The organism is Pseudomonas sp. FG47, assembly GCF_057809115.1.
This window is the reverse complement of the sequence record NZ_JBMDJI010000045.1, coordinates 1-17725: the sequence shown is the minus strand read 5'-3', so window position 1 is coordinate 17725 and position 17725 is coordinate 1. Positions and strand designations below refer to the sequence as shown.

Below are 17725 nucleotides of genomic sequence, written 5' to 3'. Positions count from 1 at the left end.
ACCGTCCTTCTCCGATGTTCAAACGAGCGCCCATGCCTGGACTCGCGCTCGCTGTAATCTGGACAAGGAGCGGTCAATGCACCACCAAGCAAATCTGCGCTACAGCTTCGAGCCGCTGAGCAGCGACGCCGAATTCGATGTGGTGACGTTCAAACTTACGGAGGCGCTCAGCGCACCGTTCACCCTCGAACTGGAACTTGCCAGCGAAGCCGACGATGTCGACTTCGGCACGCTGCTGGATAAGCCAGCACTGTTCACGCTGTGGGATGGTGATCACGCGGTGCGCCGTGTGCACGGCCTTGTCAGCACCCTCACCCAAGGCGACAGCGGTTTTCGTCGGACACGTTACCGCGCCGTGGTGGAGCCGCAGCTGGCCCGCGCCAGGCTGCGCTCGAACTGGCGCATCTTTCAGCACAAAACCGTGCCGCAGATCCTCGAACTGATGCTCAAGCGCCAAGGCATCCTTTACTTCGATGTACACGCCAGCCGCGAACATCAGGTGCGTGAGTTCTGTGTGCAGGCCGGTGAAACCGACTTCGACTTCATGGCCAGGCTGGCAGCGGAAGAAGGCTTCCTCTTTCGCTTCGAGCACACAACCGACCAGCACAAGTTGATTTTCACCGACCAGGTGCTGACGCTGGGCATGATCAGCTACGCCCCCATCACAGCCACCGACGACGCATGCTCCAGGTCCGAGGACCAGGATGCCCCCTCCATGCGCCGCGTGCTGTACCACGTCAATGGCACTGGCGGGCAACACCTGCCCTGTCTGCGCTGGTTTCACTACAGCGAGCACGTGCGTACGGAGCAACAGGTACAGCGGGATTACTCGTTCAGGTACCCCGCCTTCCATCTGGAGGAGTTCGCCTACGCATACGACTTGAAACATCCATCGAATGACTATGAACGTTTTGATTACCCTGGACGCTACAAGCGTGGCGCGGTCGGTAAGCCATTCACCGAAACCCGCATGGCTGCGCTGCGCCACGATGCCCGCATGGCCGAAGTCGAGGGCGACGACCCGCGCCTGCAAGCCGGCCTTGCGTTCGTTCTCGTCGGCCACCCGCGCGATGACCTCAACGCACCCTGGCGCGTAGCCAGCGTTACCCACACCGGCATTCAGTACACCAGCCTGGAGGAGGAATCTGCCGAGGCTGAACAAGGCACCCGCTACGACCTGCAGGCGCGACTGGTGCCGGGCATGGCCCAATGGCGCCCCGCCGCCCTACCCAAGCCCCGTATCGATGGGCCACAAATGGCCACCGTGGTCGGCCCGCCTGGCGAGGAAATCTATTGCGACGAGTGGGGCAGGGTCAAAGTCAGCTTTCCATGGGACCGTGAGAGCGCCAGCAACGAGTTCAGTTCCTGCTGGGTGCGCGTCTCCCAATTCTGGGCAGGCGGCAGTTGGGGTTCGATGGCAATCCCGAGAGTTGGCCAGGAAGTACTGATCCAGTACATCGATTCCGACCCGGATCAACCCATGATCTGCGGGCGGACCTACTGCGCCGATCAGTTGCCGCCCTACGATTTGCCGGACCACAAGACGCGCATGACCATCAAGAGCCAGACCCACAAGGGCGATGGTTTCAACGAGCTGCGCTTCGAGGACGAACTGGGGCGCGAAGAAGTGTTCATCCACGCCCAGCGGGACATGAACACCAAGGTCGGCCACGACGAACAGCTCATCATCGGTAACGACCGAGCCACGAAGACCGGGCGCGACGCCCATGCAAGCACCGCCCGGGACGAACGAATCGACATCGGCCGCGACCGGCACGACCACGTCCACCAGGACAGCGTCACCCATATCGACCGCAACGAGTCACGCCACATCGGCGATGCCAGCACGCAGACCATTGGCCGCGATCAACACGTGAGCATCGGTGGCAACCAGACACTCATCGTCGAAGGCACGCGCACCCTCGAAGCCAGGACGGCGCAAGCGCTGCTGACCCGGTCCTATATGCTGCAAGGCACCGAGCGTATCCACATCAGAGGCCCCAACGGCAAGATTGTCTTCGATGCCGAGGGGATTACCCTCGAAGCGGCGGCGATCCGTTTCATCGGCAATGTCACCTACCAGAGCGGCGCACAAAACCAGATCGAGGCCATCGAAGCAGCTGTGCGTGACGGCTCACCCTTGGTCGAAGAGTGCCCGTTCAGTGGCAAGGCCCGCAAATGAGCCTGTGCCACCAACTGCGCGCAAACACCACTTGCCCCGACACGCTTGGTGGCGACTTGATCCTGCTCGCCGAAGCGACCGCCAACGCCGAACTGCTTGCGCGCCTGGAATTTCATGGGATTGAGCACCAGTGCTTGTGGCACCTGCAGCGCAGCGCCGGGCTGGAAAGATACGCACCCTGGCTGTTCAGGCTGGTTCCGGGCAGCGACCTGGATAACTGGCTTGGCAGCAGCGCAGGCCAGTTGCCGTTCACCGCCCTCGCAACCGCCATGCCAGTCGATGCGCTGGCACGCCACCTGCGACGCGTCGGCAAACTGCAGCAGGGCAGCAAGCGCTACTGGCTGCGCCTGGGCAACCCACATGCATTGAGCCTGTACGTCGAGTCCCTCGCGCACCAAGCCGAACAGTTGGCACAACTGTTCGATCATGGGCGTCTGCGCACGCTCTACTTCCACGCCCCAGAGGCCGGCCTGGCGATCAGCGTCCAGCCGTTGTTCGAGCAGTTGGCGCAAACCTGCGAGCGCCAGGACCACCTCGCCTGGTTGGTACCTGCCAAGGCGCCGCACCAATGAACCTGCCCACTATCGACCTGGCGGCCATGCGATCAGCCGAGCTGCGAGCCACGAACCGCCGCCTTGCTGCCTACCTGCAAGAAGTGCTCGGCACCTCGCTGGCCACCCTGCATACCTCAGCCGAGCACTTGCCGCCTACGATCGCCATCGCCGGGGACGTGATCGCACGATCAGCGACGGTGAGTCACCAGGACTACAGCGTGCTGCTACTGCCGCATATCCTGCTGGGAGTCGGCTGGTGGAACGACCCGGCCTGCCAGCCGCTGAGCGCTGTGCTGGAGGCTAGCGGCCTGACTCAGCACGAGCGACTGGCGTTGCTCGCCGAGCGTGCCGTCAACGAACGCATACGCCTCGAACGACAACTCCCACGCATGCATGAGGTGGCACTGGGCATTCTCGGTTGGCGTGAGGCCACTGAAGACCCGACCCGGCTCTGGCACCACCTTGCCTACCTGATGACGCTGCGCGGCCTGCCTGAAACCGCCCACGAAGACACCTACTGCCTGTACGAAACCGACGCCTGCGCGCATCACGCGCTACCTGAAATCCGCCACAAGCAGCTCAACGGCAACGAACGGCTCGCGCACCAGCACTACCGCATGCGCTTGCCCCGGCCATCGGACGACCTGGCCAAGCTCACGCCCCTTGGGCGCAGCCAGGTACTGCTGCACATCCTGCTGGCCATCGCGTTCGGGCGCTTCTTCCACATCAGCCCACTGTTCACATCATGGGTAGCGCCACTGGATCAGCTGGAGTGCCCACGCGAGCGCAGCCGGGTGGTGGCCGGCCAACTCACCACCCACCTGCACGCCCTTACGCAAGGACAGCCCGATGCCTGAAGCACTCGCCACCCCGCTTGAAAACCTGCGCCACGGCATACGCGACGGCGCGTTGCCCGCCCCGGCTAGCGTCTGTATCCCCTGCTGCCTGCCGGGCGCCTTGTTCTCACTCGACGGCAAGGACGGTTGCGACCACCTGGCGGGCATCCCCTCCGCGCAGGGCGTCGAGCCGCTATGGTTTCGCCACAACCCCTGGATCCGCGACCGCACCCGCAATTACCGCGATACCTTCCTGCAGCAAGTGCTCGAACACGCTGGCAGCACCCTGGGCGACGCCTGGCTGGCCGAGTTCCTGGCCTTTGTCAGTATCGAGAAGATCCAGCTGCTATGCATCGACGAGCAAATGGAGCGAGACGACCTGGCGCCGCCCATCCTTGACCATCTGGCGGTGCGTACCCACCAGGGCCTGGGTTTTGAGCTGCAGCGCAACTTCTTCTTTGCCAACAGCACCCTGTTCTACGCCAGTTTCACCCATGCCCAGTGGGCCGAAGTGCCGCGCGGCGAGTACCGTGACGAGCATGGCGAGCAACGCATCAGCCCGCCGTACACCTGGCACCCCCCTGAAGGGCACTATCCGGTCGACAAGGCCTGCGCAGACCTGGCATTGCACTTTACCCAGGCCAAAGCCCAGGCACGCTTCTGGCGGGGCGTCCTCGGCGCTGGCGAAGTGGCCCTGGGCGTGCTGGCGATGGTACCGGTGGTACGCGGCATCCAGGGCACGGCCACGGCCGGGCGTTATGCTTTCCTCGCCTTGGAGGCAGCGCTGGCTGCCGATGCCATGGTCGATGGCAGCAGCCGCATGATCACCGGCGAAGGCCTGAGCATCGGCGAGCAGTTCTTCACCGAACTGGCCCGCCTGGCCAACCCGGCGACCGCCGAGGACCGTGGCAAGCAGGTGTTCATGGCCATCAACCTGGCCTTGCTGCTGCCTGCCGCGTTTGGCGGCGCCCGCTGGCTGATGCACAAGCTGCGCCCCGGCAGCGTGACCACCGTGCAACTGGACAACGCCGCGCTGACCCAGGAACAGGTGCAGCGCCTGGGAAACCGCAGCGCTGGTGAAGTCACCCTGCTCGAAACCCGGATCGAACGGCGCGCGGATGACGGTGGCCTGCGCGTGCGCGCCAGCGAACTGCATTCGACCGAGCGCAACGCCAGCCTGATCAGCCTGGAAGCCAACGGCGCCAGGGCTGACTACGCCTACATGGCCAGCACCCTGCGTGACCGGCTGGTGGCGCTGATCCAGCACAGCGTTGGCCCGGTGCGCATGGGCGGCAGCCTGACCCGGGTGGTCGCCGATGCCGGTGAAGAAGCCCTGGCCGCGGCGCTCATCAAGCACTGGAAGGTCAAGCCGGAGAACATCCTCGGGCTGAGTACCCACCCTGGCAAAGCCAGCCAGTTCGGCTTGAAGAACAAAAGCGACCAAGGCATCGACATGCTGGTGTACGTCCCGCCACCGCCGACCATGACGGTGAGAAACCCCACGACCAACGCCATGCGCCATCACATCGATGGGCTCAAAGGCACTTCACCGGTGGAGGAATTAGTGTTCGAGCCGGGGACGCTGCTGGTGATTGAGGTGAAGACCACGCTGGGTAAGAGCAAGACTCCAGGGTTTCTTAAAACACAGGCGGGGGGTGGGGCAAATAACACAAAACGGATACAGGCGCTGATCAACAAAAGAAGGCAAGGCTGGGACGTTGAAAAGTTAGCGCAACACTACCCTGAATTCGTGAACAATTCACAAATTCTTGGCGACGCTGTTAGAAATGGAAAAGCTTCATACCTTCACGCCCAGGTATTTTTCAGCCCGAACGGCCAGCTCAATAAAATTGTTGGCGAATCGACTGGCATTCAAATAAACAGATGGGACCAATAATGACACCCCCCACAAATAAACGTTTATCAAAAAGCCTAAAAGACACACCAAACTGGGCTCTCGGAAAACTACCAACCCGAACAAACCTTGTATCCGAATACATAAAAGACAACGAGACAATCGAAACTGCCTGCGATGAAGTATTCAAACTGGGGATGAATGACATTGCAAAAAGCCTTGCACTCGCCACAACCGCCCCTCTTGAAGCAAAAAAGCTTTTCGCCGCCGCCACGCTAAAGATGATGTTCGCCAACTGTTTAACAGTACAAAAAATGAAGGGTACAAAAAAGACACACTACGATGACCTCGACGGCATCACTCACAATATGTTTTGTACCTTGGCCACCGGCCAGCTCAGTTTAATCCGCCCTTGCCATCAAGCTGTTCTCTCCGGTTTGGAGGGCGGTTACGGCGTCGCCGATGGCAACAAGCTCCCCATTGGGACAACCCTTCGCTACGCCGCCTTTGGCCTGACCCTCATCGGCGATTGGCTCGGTAAGCCCTTCGACCTCGACAAACATGCCCTCCCCCGTGACCCCGCCTGGGGCCAGTTGGTCGCCCACTGGCGTGAACCCAACCCCGAGAAAGTGCTGCCCATCTTGCTGGCCGCCTGTGATACCCATATCGAACGCATCGCCCTGACCTCCAAGGAAGTCGACTCCGGCAACTTCGAATTCGGCTCTACCTTCGAAGCCGTCTACCCCGCCGAAATCCTTGCCATCATCAACCTGCGCCGCACGCTGGGGTTAACGACCCCCTTCATCAACCACCCCTTGATGACAACCCCTTATGCCGCGCTAACGCTCCCACCCAATACCCGGCTCGAGCGCGACGCACTGCTGGACAACTTTCTCAAAGCCGCCTGCAAGCTCAACCCCGAGGCAGTGCCGGAGGGTTTGTATGAAGCGCTGGTGAAGACTTGGACGGAGTACTGAACATGCCCGGACATGGAGCCATTCGCCTGGGTGACACGCATTCGGGCGGGGGAACGATGATAGAAGCCAATGGCGTGATGATCGACGGTCAAGCGCAGTGCGTAATGGGCGACAGGGCGCAGTGCCCGCTACATGCGGGGGTTTATCCGCTGGTCAGCGGCGGCGACCGGAGCGTGCTGTTCGAGGGGCAACCGCTGATCTTCGAGCCAGCAGAACTGGCGTGCGGCTGCCAGGTGTTTTCAACCTGTACGCGGGGTCATGCAAAAGCGTGAGTAGCCAGCGTCCTTGTGAAAAACATCGCGGCGTTGCAGCGAGCCCACAGGGACCGCGTGAGGCTCAAGCCTGCGCGATACCTGTGGGAATGGCCCTGACTTTCCAATGGCTTACGCCAGGCTCTTGCTCACCACCTCGTACACATCGCTGGACAGCGCACCGGAAGCGAGGATCCGCTCCAGCTCGCCCTTCATCAGCGCCTGACGCTGGTCGTCATACTTGCGCCAGCGGGTCAGCGGCGCCAGTTGGCGCGAAGCGATCTGCGGGTTGAGCGCATTGAGCTCGATCACCAGGTCCGCCAGGAAGCGATACCCCGAACCGTCAGCGGCATGGAAGTTGACCAGGTTCTGCCCGGCGAAACCACCGATCAGCGCGCGCACCTTGTTCGGGTTCTTCAGGGTGAAGGCCGGGTGCTGCATCAATGCCTTGACCCGCGCCAGGCCGCCCGGCAGGGTGCTGGCCGCCTGCACGCTGAACCACTGGTCCATGACCAGCGGGTTGTCCTTGAAGTGCTCGGCGAAGGCGTCCAGGGCCTTGGCGCGCTCGGCCTCGAACGGCGAGTTGACCAGCACCGCCAGCGCCGTGAGACGCTCGGTCATGTTGTCGCAGTGCTCGTACTGCTCCAGGGTCGCCTCGAGCACCTGCGGCTTGCCGCTCAGCATCAGGTACGACAGGGCGATGTTCTGCAGGCTGCGACGGGCGAAGTGCTCGGCCGAGGCCACGTAGGCGGTGTTGCGCGACACGTCGCGGTTGGCCTGGTAACGCGCCCACAGGGCATCGAACAACTGCTCGGCGATCTGCTGGCGGGCGAACTCACGGGCGGCGTGAATCGCATCGACGTCGGCCACCTGGCTGATTTCGGTGAGATAGGCCTCGCCCGGCAGCGAGAGCATCTCGGCGACCATGGCCGGGTCCAGCGACGCGTTGCCGAGCACGGTGCCCAGTGCGGTGATCAGGCGCTGGTCGAGGGACAGTGCTTCGCCACGCTGGTGCTGGCCGATCAGCTCCTGGAGCACCTGCACGGCCAACTGCTGCCCCGCTTCCCAGCGGTTGAAGCCGTCGCTGTCGTGTTGCATCAGGAACATCAGCTGGTCGCGGTCGTAGGGGAAGCCCAGCTTGACCGGTGCGCTGAAGCCGCGCAGCAGCGACGGCAGCGGCTGGCTGGCAATACCTTCGAAGGTGAAGGTCTGTTCGGCTTCGGTCACCGACAGCACGCGGCTGGTGCCAGTGGCGGCGCTTTCGCCGGCCAGGCGCAATGGCAGGTCGTTACCTTGGGCATCCAGCAGGCCCAGCGCCACCGGGATCACGAACGGCAGTTTCTCGACCTGCCCCGGTGTCGGCGGGCAGCTCTGGCGGAAGGTCAGGCTGTAGCGCTGCGCGGCAGCGTCATAGGCCTCGCTGACCTCCAGGCGCGGGGTGCCGGCCTGGCTGTACCAGCGCTTGAACTGGGCCAGGTCGACGCCGTTGGCGTCTTCCATGGCCTTGATGAAGTCGTCGGTGGTAACCGCCTGGCCATCATGGCGCTCGAAGTACAGGTCACTACCCTTGCGGAAGCCCTCGGCGCCCAGCAGGGTGTGGACCATGCCGACCACCTCGGCGCCCTTCTCGTACACCGTCAGGGTGTAGAAGTTGGAGATCTCGATGAAGCTGTCCGGGCGGATCGGGTGGGCCATGGGGCCGGCGTCTTCGGCGAACTGATGGGTGCGCAGGTAGGCGACATCCTCGATGCGCTTGACCGTGCGCGAGTTCATGTCGGCGCTGAACTCGGCATCGCGGAACACCGTGAAGCCTTCCTTGAGCGACAGCTGGAACCAGTCGCGGCAGGTCACGCGGTTGCCCGACCAGTTGTGGAAATACTCGTGGGCCACCACGCCCTCGACGCGCTGGTGAGCAGCATCGGTGGCGGTCTCGGCGCGGGCCAGCACGCAGCTCGAGTTGAAGATGTTCAGGCCCTTGTTTTCCATGGCGCCCATGTTGAAGTCGTTGACCGCGACGATCATGAAGATGTCCAGGTCATATTCACGACCGTAGACTTCCTCGTCCCAGCGCATGGACTTCTTCAGGCTGACCATGGCGTGGTCGCACTTGTCGAGGTTTTCCGGCTCGACATAGATGCGCAGGGTCACATCGCGGCCTGACTGGCGAACGAACGTGTCTTCCTTGCACCAGAGATCACCGGCCACCAGCGCGAACAAGTAGGCCGGCTTCTTGAACGGGTCTTCCCAGGTCGCCCAGTGGCGGCCATCCTCGGCCGGGCCGCTGCCGACCGGGTTGCCGTTGGACAGCAGCACCGGGTAGCGGTGCTGCTCGGCAATCACCGTGGTGGTGAAGGTGCTCATCACATCCGGGCGGTCGAGGTAGTAGGTGATCTTGCGGAAACCCTCGGCCTCGCACTGGGTGCAGAACATCTTGCCAGACTTGTACAGGCCTTCCAGCGCGGTGTTGCTCTCTGGGTGGATCTTCACGCTGGTGTCCAGGGTGAAGCGCTCGGCCTTGGGCTGCACGGTCAGGCTGTCGTCGCTGAGCTGGTAGTCGCCTGCCTGCAGTTCGGCATCGTCCAGCGATACCCGCAATAGTTCCAACTGTTGGCCATCGAGCACCAGCGGCGGCAGGCCGGCGCCGCGCTCGGGGTTGCGGCGCATGACCAGCTGCGCATGGACCAGGCTGTGGTCCTCGAACAGTTCGAAGGTCAGGTGGGTCTCGTCGATCAGGTACTCGGGGGCCTGATAGTCCTTGAGGTAGATCACTTGCGGTTGTTCGGTACGCATGGTGACGATCCTTTTACTGGAGCACGGCCAGCTGGTAGGCCGTGTACTTGCGAATGTTGATCACGCCGGTGTCGAAGATCAGGTACTGGCCCTTGATGCCAAGCAGCGTGCCTTCCACGACCGGGTCCTTGTCGAGGTTGAAGCTGACGATCTTTTTCGGGTAGGCCTCGACCGGGTAGCGCATCTGCACCACCTCGGCGTCGGGCAGCGGCTGGATGGCCTGCAGGCCGAAGCGCTCCTGCAAGGCACGGATGCCGTCGGCGCAGGCGTCGAAGATCTGCTCGCGGATGGCCGGCAGGTCGAGCACCTCGGCGTCGCCCTTGAGCAGCGCGCGCCAGTTGGTGCGGTCCGGTACCTGGCTGCGCAGCACGTCCTCGACCAGCCCGGATTGCTGGCGGGTGGCCACGCGCATGATCGGCAGCGCCTGGCTGGCGCCCTGGTCGAGCCAGCGGGTGGGCAGCTGGGTGGCGCGGGTGATGCCGACCTTGATGCCCGACGAGTTGGCCAGGTACACCACGTGGTCAGTCATGCAGAACTGCTCGCCCCACGACGGCTCGCGGCAGGTGCCGGCGTCGTAGTGGCAGCGTTCCGGGGCCATGATGCACACATCGCACTGGGCCAGCTTGGTCATGCACGGATAGCAGTAGCCCTGGCTGAAGCTGGTCTTGGTGCGCTTGCCGCAATGGCTGCAATGGATCGCGCCGAGGTACTCCAGGCGGATCGACTGGCCGATCAGCGGATTGACTGGCACCTCGGTGTCATCCAGGCGGAAACTGTATTGAACGACCGGTGCGTCCAGGCGCACCGCCATCTTGCTCAAAGAGCCACGAGCGAGTTCGATCAATGTACCGAGTCCGACTTGAACAGAATGTTGGCGATCGGCGCCGACTTCGAGGCGCATTCCTGCGGGCCCATGTAGCCAGTGCGCTGCTCTTCGGGGAGGTTCTTGATCTCCCAGGCGATCACCGCCTGCAGCGACAGCTCTTTCTGTTCGGCGGTCAGTTTGCGGCCGTCGGACCATTTGCCGATTTCCACGGCCGTCTTCAGGCTCTGGTAGATCTCGGGGGTGATATTTTCGATCATTTGCGCGAACGTGGACATGCTGTCTCCTCAGTCAGGCGGTCAGTTTACGCCTCGCCAGCGCGCCACCCAAGAGCCCCGTCAGGCATCCGATGAGCAACCCACCGACATGGGCGGCGTTGGCGATCTGGCCGAAGCCGAGCTGACCGACCAAGCCACTCAGGCAGATCACCAGCCAGATCAGCATCATCACCAGCACGCCTTTGGGCAGATTGAACTGCGGGTTAGGCGCCAACCATTGGTACAGCCAGACATGCCCGAGCAAGCCGTAGAGCACGCCGGACAGGCCGCCGAACAGGCTCGGCCCGCTGGTGAAATGCTGGGCCAGGTTGGACACCAGGCTGAACAACAGCGTCAGCCCCAGCAACATCCACGGCCCCTGGCGCAGCTCGATACGCTTGCCCAGCTCCCAATACCACAGGCCGTTCATGGCCAGGTGCAGCACGCCGAAGTGCAGCAGCATCGGCGACACCAGGCGCCACCACTGGCCTTCGGCGAGGCCCTGGAGCAAGGGGGTGAAGTACAGGTAGTCGCCCTGCACCTTGAACGACAGGAAGGTGAACCAGCCAATGGTCGAGAGGTTGTCACCCAGGCCGGTCACCCCGGCGACCACCAGGCTCAGGATCAGTACCGCGGCGGTGACCTTGCAGGCCAGGGCCTGCTCCTTCAGCGAAGGCGCCGCCGGGGCGATCGGCATGCCGGCGTCCACAGGCTCGGGCATCGCTGCTAGGTCGGCATTGCCCTCAGGGAAGCGCCGATAAAGTTCCAGTACTTCATGGGCCATTGCCGGCGGTGCCCAGAGCACCTGCTCCTCCCCCTCCTCCACGACCCGATGCGGCACCTGCAGACGGCGCAGCAGGGCGACGAAGCCGCCAAGATCGACACTCAACGGCAGGCGTAGCACTTCGATCACGTTCACTGGCTGGCCTGCGGGCGTTCGACATCGACCCAGACGAACTTGTGCGGGTCGATGCGGGTTTCGTCGTCCAGCCGATAGGCCGCCAGCTTGCCGTAGAGCACCGCGCTGTAGTCCAGGCAGGCCAGGTTGGCGCGGATCGGCGCCGGCCGGCCGCTGCGCCAGTAATGACCGACGAACAGCAGCGGTTCGTCCTCGGCATAGCGCAGCAGGGCGTTCTTCTGGCTGTGACTGAGCGGCGTGCGGGCTACTTCGTCGGGCAGCGCGTCGGGCTGGAAGACGATATCGCCGTAGGTCTGCGGGTCTTCTTCCCAGAATTTGGTGCGGAAGAAGGCGCGGGTCAGGCCATCGCCCCCGGTCAGGGTCAGGCCATCCGGCAGGCGCATGTCGGTGCCACGCAGTAAGCGGTTGCACACGGTCGAAGCGAAACTGCCGGGCACCGCCGAGGCCTGCACGAAGTGCTCGTCGATACAACCACCGGGGTATTGCTGACGCAGCGGCGCGATCAGCTGCGGGTCCCAGCAGGCGTGCACCAGGCGGAAACGCCCGGCGTCGACGAACAGCGGCAAGGTGTAGAACCACTGGATGAAGTCGTGCCAGTCGCCGGGGTGCTGGGCGAACTGGGTGAGGGTCTCGTCGATCAGCCGCGCATGGCGCGGGGTGTGCTCGCGCACATGGGCCTTGCCGCTACCTGGCAGCGCCGGGGTGACCCAGGCCAGGGCGTTGTACTCGTGATTGCCCATGATGCAGAAGGCCTGGCCGGCCTCGACCATGTCATGGACGATGTGCAGCGCCTCGCGAATGCGCGGGCCGCGGTCGACGATGTCGCCGAGGAACAGCGCCTGGCGCCGTGGGTGGCGCCAGACCCCACCGACCCGCTTGTAGCCGAGGGTGTCGAGCAGGCGTTCGAGGGTCAGTGCGCAACCGTGCACGTCGCCGATGATGTCGAAACTGCGCGCCGGATCGAACATCAGTCGTCCCTGCCTCCCAGGCGGCTGCCCCAGCCGAGCTTGGTGCGGCAGACCTCATAGTAGTTGTGGTCCAGCGGATGGATCAGGCGCAGCTTCTGCGGCTTCTTGCTCACCGTGATGGTGTCGCCGGGGGCACAGGTGAAGTGGTTCTGGCCGTCGCAGGACACCTGCGGGTAGATCTGCAGGTCCTTGGACACGACGATCTTCAGCTCGCTATTGCCATCCACCACGATCGGCCGGCCCGACAGGGTGTGCGGGTACATCGGCACGATGACGATGGCGTCGAGCTTGGGGTGCATGATCGGGCCGCCGGCGGACAGCGCATAGGCCGTGGAGCCGGTGGGCGTGGCGACGATCAGGCCGTCGGCCTTCTGGCTGCAGACGAACTGGCCGTCGATGTAGATCTCGAACTCGATCATCCGCGTCGACTTGCCCGGGTGCAGCACCACGTCGTTGAGCGCGTCGCCCTGGCCTATGGCCTCGTGATGGCGGCGCACCTCGGCCTGCAGCAGGAAGCGGTTTTCCACCAGGTAATGGCCGTCGAGTACCTCGGCGACTTTCTCCTCGAGTTCGTCGGGGCGGATATCGGTGAGAAAACCCAGGTTGCCACGGTTGATGCCCAGCACCGGCACATTGTGTCGGGCCAGGGCGCGGGCGGCACCGAGCAGGCTGCCGTCGCCACCAACGACGATGACCAGGTCGCAGACTTCGCCCAGCAGCTTGCGCGTGGAGGTCTGCAGGCCGTGGCCAGGCAGCACTTCGGCGATGGCATCCTCGAGGATCACGTGCAGGTGGCGCTCGAGGAGGAATTTTTTCAGTCGGCGAATGGTGTCGAGCACCTGGGAGCTGCCAAGGCGGCCGATGATACCGATATTGCGAAATTGCTCCATGGTGCTCCTGCAAAGCTCTGCGGCGGGTGACAATGGCGCGATTATGGGCGAAAGGACTGGCCAGCGGCAAACCGGCTATGCTCGCAGGATGATGCCCTTCGCCGACCTCGAACTCCTGCCCCGCCAGCTGCGCCACCCCGCGGTGCGCGACCTGGCCTGGACGCTGCTGTCACCGCCGCTGCTGGAGGACGCCGCCTGCGCCCAGCGCCACCCGCTCAAGGGCAGCGCCTGGGCCGACGACCCGCAGGCCCTGGGCCGCTGGCTCGTCCACCTCGACCAGGCCCCTGGGCCGCTGCTGGCCTGGCTGGCACGCCTTAACAGCCGGCGGCTCGGCCTGTACTACGAAAGCCTGTGGCAGTTTGCCCTGCAGCAGGCACCGGGCATCGAACTGTTGGCGGCCAACCTGGCGATCCGCGACGGCGGGCATACTCTGGGCGAACTGGACATTCTGCTGCGCGACCGCGAGGGCGATCATCATCTGGAACTGGCCATCAAGCTCTACCTGGCCCCCCCAAGCGGTGACGGCGGCGACCCGGACCTCTGGCTCGGCCCCGGTTGCCATGACCGGCTGGGGCGCAAGCTGGCGCACCTGGCGCAGCACCAGTTGCCCATGTCGAGCGGAGCACGCAGCCGCTCGGTGCTGGCCGGGCTGGGCCTGGATCGGGTGCAGGCCCACCTGTGGCTTGGCGGCTACCTGTTCTACCCACGGTCAGGACAGACCCGCTCGCCAGAGGGAGCCAACCCCCGGCACCTGCGCGGACGCTGGCTACGTCAATCGCAATGGAGCGAGGTCGAAAACGGCTGCTGGCAGCCCCTGCCCCGCCACGCTTGGCTGGCGCCGGCGCGGTTTGAAGCACAGGCCTGCTGGAGCGCAGCGCGCTTCGACGCCTGGCGCAAAGGGCTGGAGCCCGATACCCACGCACACCTGCTGAGCCGGGTGGAGGAACAGGCGGACGGCACATGGGAAGAGGTCGAACGGATGTTTCTGGTGGCCGACACCTGGCCGGACCTCCCCCCACGCTGAAGCAGACTGTCGCCGGTTCACCGGCGACAGCAGACCGGGCCTCAGGACGCCTCGGCCACAGGCTCAGGCGCCGGGCAATGCGCCTGGGCATCCTTCGGCCACAGCACCTGGCCCTTGCCGTCGACCACCTGTTCCGCGCCGCAAGGCAGGCGGTTGGTATCGAACACCACGCTGCCATCCAGGCGATACAGGGCGCGCAGCGTACGCACGGCGTCGTCGCCATTGCCCTCGACTCGATAGGCGAAGATCGCGCCACGCGCCTCGTCGACCACCAGGTCCTGCCACTTGGCGGGCACCAGCAGCTTGCCGTCGAGGTCGTACAGCGCGCGCGCGGTGTCCGACCTGCTGCCTTCGGCAGCCAGCAGGTGGCGGCCATCAGCCAGCAGCTTGAACGATACGAACTGTTCAGGCTTGACCAACACCTTGCCCAGCTCGTCCATCAGGCCCACGGTGTCGGTTTCGCTCGGCATGCCTAGGAACACCACCGTCTTCTTCGGCGATTTCAGCTCGGTGAAGGCATAGCGCTTGGGCGCGACCACGCCGATCTGCTTGTAGGTGGGCTGGAACACGACCTTCCCCTGGTCCAGGTCGATGGTTCCGTAGGTTGCCAGGAACATGTTCTGCAGCTTGCCGATATGGTTGAAACCGGGGCGATGGCCACTCATGCCGAGCAAACCCATGCCAGCGTCGCCGATCGAATCGTACTCGGGCTCGATCAGCCATTTGCCGTCATGCCCGATCATCCCGGCCTTGCCCCGGTCTTCATCGGTACGCGGCAACTGCACCATGCCGCCAACCTTGCCGAAGGTCTCGCAGTTCTGATACTTCGCCTCGATCACCACCTTGCCCTGGTAGTCGAGGTAGCCGCACGGCTTCTCGTAGTCATCGCGGAAGGCCACCAGACCACCGCCCGGCGTGCCCAGCCAACCCTGGCCAAGTGGGATCACCAGGTTGCCTTCGGCATCCGCCAGCCCCTTGCCGGCAGTTCCCTCCTGGGAGACGACCAGGTGACCGTCGGCGGCGCTGACAATGGTGTCGAAATCGAGCTTGCGCAACACCTTGGTCTGCAGGTTGTACCCCCAGTTCTCACCCTGGCGCTCGGCCAGTACCCAGTTGCCGCGCTTGGCGAAATCTTCGCGCACATACATCGAGTCGAACACCGCCTCGCTGACCTTCTCGCCCTGGGGCGTGAGGATGCCACGCAACTCGTCGATCTCGTAAACGATGAAGTCGTTGTCGCCACCGACATAGACAGTGTCGAAGATCGGCGGCTGGACTTCCTTGCCCTGCTCGTCCATTACCCCGACCTTGCCATCGCGAACATAGCCGAACAGGCCGGGAGTCAAGGTGTAGAGCGAATCGGTGAGGTCGGCGCGAATCACCCGCTGGCCGTCACCGCTGGCCAGGTGCCAATAGTCGCCGCGTCCGAAGATGAAGGCATCGGTGAAGGGTTGAGTGTAGAGCTGAGTGAATTCACTGCCTGGGGCAATCCGGAACGCGCCGTTCTGGTCCAGCACGGCACATTCGTCGTTCACGCAAAGCGGAATGGTCAGGGCGGCAATCGGCGGCGTCTTGACCGCCGGGACTTGCTCGCAGCCGGCGAGCAGCAGTGACAGGGCGCCGAACAGCGCGACCCGAGGGGTACTGATGAAGTGTTTCATTGACACAGGATCCTTGTGCGATTGTCATCAGGTGCAGGCTAAAAGCCATCACCCAGCTTGCTGTGTCGGCGATGTTTGATAGATCTGAAGCAAACAAATTTCCACGCCAGCGATTAGAGTGAAGGTCAGGCGCCGAGAAGAGCGCCCGTGCAACCTGATGACGAGGACCCACCATGGTTTCATCCACCCCCGCGACCCATTACGCGCGTCTGTCGATCGCCCTGCACTGGCTGATGCTGGTGCTGTTGGCCGCCGTCTACGCCTGCATCGAACTGCGCGGCCTGTTCCCCAAGGGCAGCGCTGAACGCGACCTGATGAAAGACCTGCACTTCATGCTTGGGCTGACGGTGTTCGTGCTGGTCTGGCTGCGCCTGGCCATGCGCCTGTCACGCCCCACTCCGCCGATCGTGCCCAGGCCTCCGGCCTGGCAGACGGGGCTGTCGCACCTGGTACACCTGCTGCTGTACCTGATGATGATCGGCCTGCCGCTGGCCGGTTGGGCAATACTCAGTGCCGCCGACAAGCCGATCCCGTTCTATGGCCTGGAGCTGCCGGCGATCGTCGCCCCCGACCCGGACCTGAGCAAGTTCATCAAGGGCTGGCATGAACGTATCGGCAGCTGGGGCTACTGGCTGATCGGCCTGCACGCACTGGCCGGGCTCTATCACCACTATGTGCGGCGCGACAACACGCTGCTGCGCATGCTGCCCTACAAGTAACCGCGTCGCCCCTGCAAGCCTCCGCTGTGCAGGAACACCAGGCGGGTGCCGGAAGCGAAATGCCCGGCCTCGACCTGATCGCGCAGGGCCAAAAGGGCCTTGCCGGTATAGAGAGCCTCAAGCGGCATGCCGGTTTGCCGTTCGGTGTCGGCGATGAACGCCAGCAGCGCGTCATCGATACGGGCAAAGCCGCCACGGCTGGCGTCATGCAACTGGTAGCCGTGCACACCCACCAGCGCCGCGACGGTTTCCGGTACACCATGGTCCAAGGGCACGGCCAGAGCGCCATGGACTCTATGCCTGCCCGCCTCTTCCAGCACCATACCGGCCAAGGTCGTGCCGGTGCCTGCCGCCACCCACCAGGCGTCGTAATCCATCCAGCCCAGCGTTGCCAATTGCGCCCGGCATTGCCCGACGATCAACCCGCAGCCCTGCGCGCCAGCTGGGCCGCCACCGCCTTCGGGGATGCAGTGCCAGCCCGGGTAGCGGGCCTGCCAGGGCTCCCAGAAGCCGGGCTCATGGCGGTTGCGGTAGCCGCCGAAACCGAGCCAGTGCAGCTCCATACCCAGGGCTCGCAGGTCCTGTACCGTCGGTGTTTCCTGAGGGTGGCCACGCAACAGCCCGGCGGTAGCGAAGCCGAAACGCTTGCCGGCGGCCGCCAGGGCGTGGAGATGGTTGGAATAGTTGCCGCCCAGGCTGATCAGGCCTGGAGCATTGGCCTTCTGGGCTTCGAGGAGGTGATGACGCAGCTTGAACCATTTGTTGCCGCTGATCAGCGGGTCGATCAGGTCCAGGCGCAGGACCGCAGCTTCGATTCCCGCGTGGCGTAACCAAGATAGGTCGAGGCGTTGCAGGGGGGCTAGGGGGAGAGAAAAATCAGACATGGAGGCAGTTTATCTGATTGCCCAGATGCAGATGTGTTGCTCGTTGCCGTTGCCGAACGAGAGGCTAGCGCCATAGCCCACGAGCGACAGCTGCGCCAGTGCAAGCGCCGCCCGTAACTTCGCGACTTCAGGAGG

At 63.8% G+C, this 17725-nt stretch carries 16 protein-coding genes; 8 read left to right on the top strand and 8 right to left on the bottom strand.

Annotation, left to right across the window (positions count from 1 at the left end; genetic code table 11):
- The first annotated feature begins 76 nt into the window (after nucleotides 1–76).
- The 6 genes from ACODS5_RS22210 to ACODS5_RS22185 are packed head-to-tail and all read left to right on the top strand — an operon-like array spanning nucleotide 77 to nucleotide 6676.
- Nucleotides 77–2182 (top strand): type VI secretion system Vgr family protein, encoded by a 2106-nt coding sequence (locus tag ACODS5_RS22210; protein WP_489109664.1) that lies wholly within the window; start codon nucleotides 77–79, stop codon nucleotides 2180–2182.
- On the top strand, nucleotides 2179–2754 hold the full coding sequence (locus tag ACODS5_RS22205; protein ID WP_489109663.1) for a DUF4123 domain-containing protein: 576 nt from the start codon (nucleotides 2179–2181) through the stop codon (nucleotides 2752–2754). The genes ACODS5_RS22210 and ACODS5_RS22205 overlap by 4 nt, the downstream gene beginning before the upstream one ends.
- Nucleotides 2751–3593: a hypothetical protein gene (locus ACODS5_RS22200; RefSeq protein WP_489109662.1), complete on the top strand. Its 843-nt coding sequence runs from the start codon at nucleotides 2751–2753 to the stop codon at nucleotides 3591–3593. The genes ACODS5_RS22205 and ACODS5_RS22200 overlap by 4 nt, the downstream gene beginning before the upstream one ends.
- Complete coding sequence (locus tag ACODS5_RS22195; RefSeq protein WP_489109661.1) at nucleotides 3586–5469, top strand: hypothetical protein; 1884 nt, start codon at nucleotides 3586–3588, stop codon at nucleotides 5467–5469. Before ACODS5_RS22200 ends, ACODS5_RS22195 begins: the two co-directional genes overlap by 8 nt.
- Nucleotides 5469–6404, top strand: coding sequence for a hypothetical protein (locus ACODS5_RS22190; RefSeq protein ID WP_489109660.1), 936 nt, complete (start codon nucleotides 5469–5471; stop codon nucleotides 6402–6404). The genes ACODS5_RS22195 and ACODS5_RS22190 overlap by 1 nt, the downstream gene beginning before the upstream one ends.
- On the top strand, nucleotides 6389–6676 hold the full coding sequence (locus ACODS5_RS22185) for a PAAR domain-containing protein (RefSeq protein WP_489109659.1): 288 nt from the start codon (nucleotides 6389–6391) through the stop codon (nucleotides 6674–6676). The genes ACODS5_RS22190 and ACODS5_RS22185 overlap by 16 nt, the downstream gene beginning before the upstream one ends.
- Before the next feature lie 111 nt (nucleotides 6677–6787).
- Here ACODS5_RS22185 and pepN read toward each other — a convergent pair whose 3' ends face one another.
- The 6 genes from pepN to ACODS5_RS22155 are packed head-to-tail and all read right to left on the bottom strand — an operon-like array spanning nucleotide 6788 to nucleotide 13302.
- Complete coding sequence (pepN, locus tag ACODS5_RS22180; protein ID WP_489109658.1) at nucleotides 6788–9445, bottom strand: aminopeptidase N; 2658 nt, start codon at nucleotides 9443–9445, stop codon at nucleotides 6788–6790.
- 13 nt (nucleotides 9446–9458) lie between these two features.
- A complete protein-coding gene (locus ACODS5_RS22175) occupies nucleotides 9459–10289 on the bottom strand; it encodes a DUF2797 domain-containing protein (protein ID WP_046854727.1) in 831 nt (276 codons plus the stop codon).
- A complete protein-coding gene (locus ACODS5_RS22170; RefSeq protein WP_134693924.1) occupies nucleotides 10286–10546 on the bottom strand; it encodes a YeaC family protein in 261 nt (86 codons plus the stop codon). The genes ACODS5_RS22175 and ACODS5_RS22170 overlap by 4 nt, the downstream gene beginning before the upstream one ends.
- 13 nt (nucleotides 10547–10559) lie before the next feature.
- Nucleotides 10560–11444: a rhomboid family intramembrane serine protease gene (locus ACODS5_RS22165; protein ID WP_489109657.1), complete on the bottom strand. Its 885-nt coding sequence runs from the start codon at nucleotides 11442–11444 to the stop codon at nucleotides 10560–10562.
- Nucleotides 11441–12412 carry a metallophosphoesterase gene (locus ACODS5_RS22160; protein WP_489109656.1) on the bottom strand — a complete coding sequence of 324 codons (972 nt, stop codon included), beginning with the start codon at nucleotides 12410–12412 and terminating at the stop codon, nucleotides 11441–11443. The genes ACODS5_RS22165 and ACODS5_RS22160 overlap by 4 nt, the downstream gene beginning before the upstream one ends.
- Nucleotides 12412–13302: an NAD(+) kinase gene (locus ACODS5_RS22155; protein ID WP_134693921.1), complete on the bottom strand. Its 891-nt coding sequence runs from the start codon at nucleotides 13300–13302 to the stop codon at nucleotides 12412–12414. The genes ACODS5_RS22160 and ACODS5_RS22155 overlap by 1 nt, the downstream gene beginning before the upstream one ends.
- A gap of 43 nt (nucleotides 13303–13345) precedes the next feature.
- On the opposite strand from ACODS5_RS22155, the gene ACODS5_RS22150 reads away from it, so the two are divergent.
- On the top strand, nucleotides 13346–14326 hold the full coding sequence (locus ACODS5_RS22150; RefSeq protein ID WP_489109655.1) for a DUF1853 family protein: 981 nt from the start codon (nucleotides 13346–13348) through the stop codon (nucleotides 14324–14326).
- 41 nt (nucleotides 14327–14367) lie between these two features.
- On the opposite strand, the gene ACODS5_RS22145 is transcribed toward ACODS5_RS22150, so the two are convergent.
- Nucleotides 14368–15987, bottom strand: a complete 1620-nt coding sequence (locus ACODS5_RS22145) for a WG repeat-containing protein (RefSeq protein ID WP_489109654.1) — start codon at nucleotides 15985–15987, stop codon at nucleotides 14368–14370.
- Between the two features lie 173 nt (nucleotides 15988–16160).
- Here ACODS5_RS22145 and ACODS5_RS22140 point away from each other — a divergent pair, with 173 nt between their 5' ends.
- Entirely contained in the window at nucleotides 16161–16706 is a 546-nt protein-coding gene (locus ACODS5_RS22140; RefSeq protein WP_134693918.1) for a cytochrome b, read from the top strand.
- Here ACODS5_RS22140 and ACODS5_RS22135 read toward each other — a convergent pair.
- A complete protein-coding gene (locus ACODS5_RS22135; protein ID WP_489109653.1) occupies nucleotides 16697–17590 on the bottom strand; it encodes a 1-aminocyclopropane-1-carboxylate deaminase/D-cysteine desulfhydrase in 894 nt (297 codons plus the stop codon). The genes ACODS5_RS22140 and ACODS5_RS22135 overlap by 10 nt on opposite strands.
- Nucleotides 17591–17725: the final 135 nt, after the last annotated feature.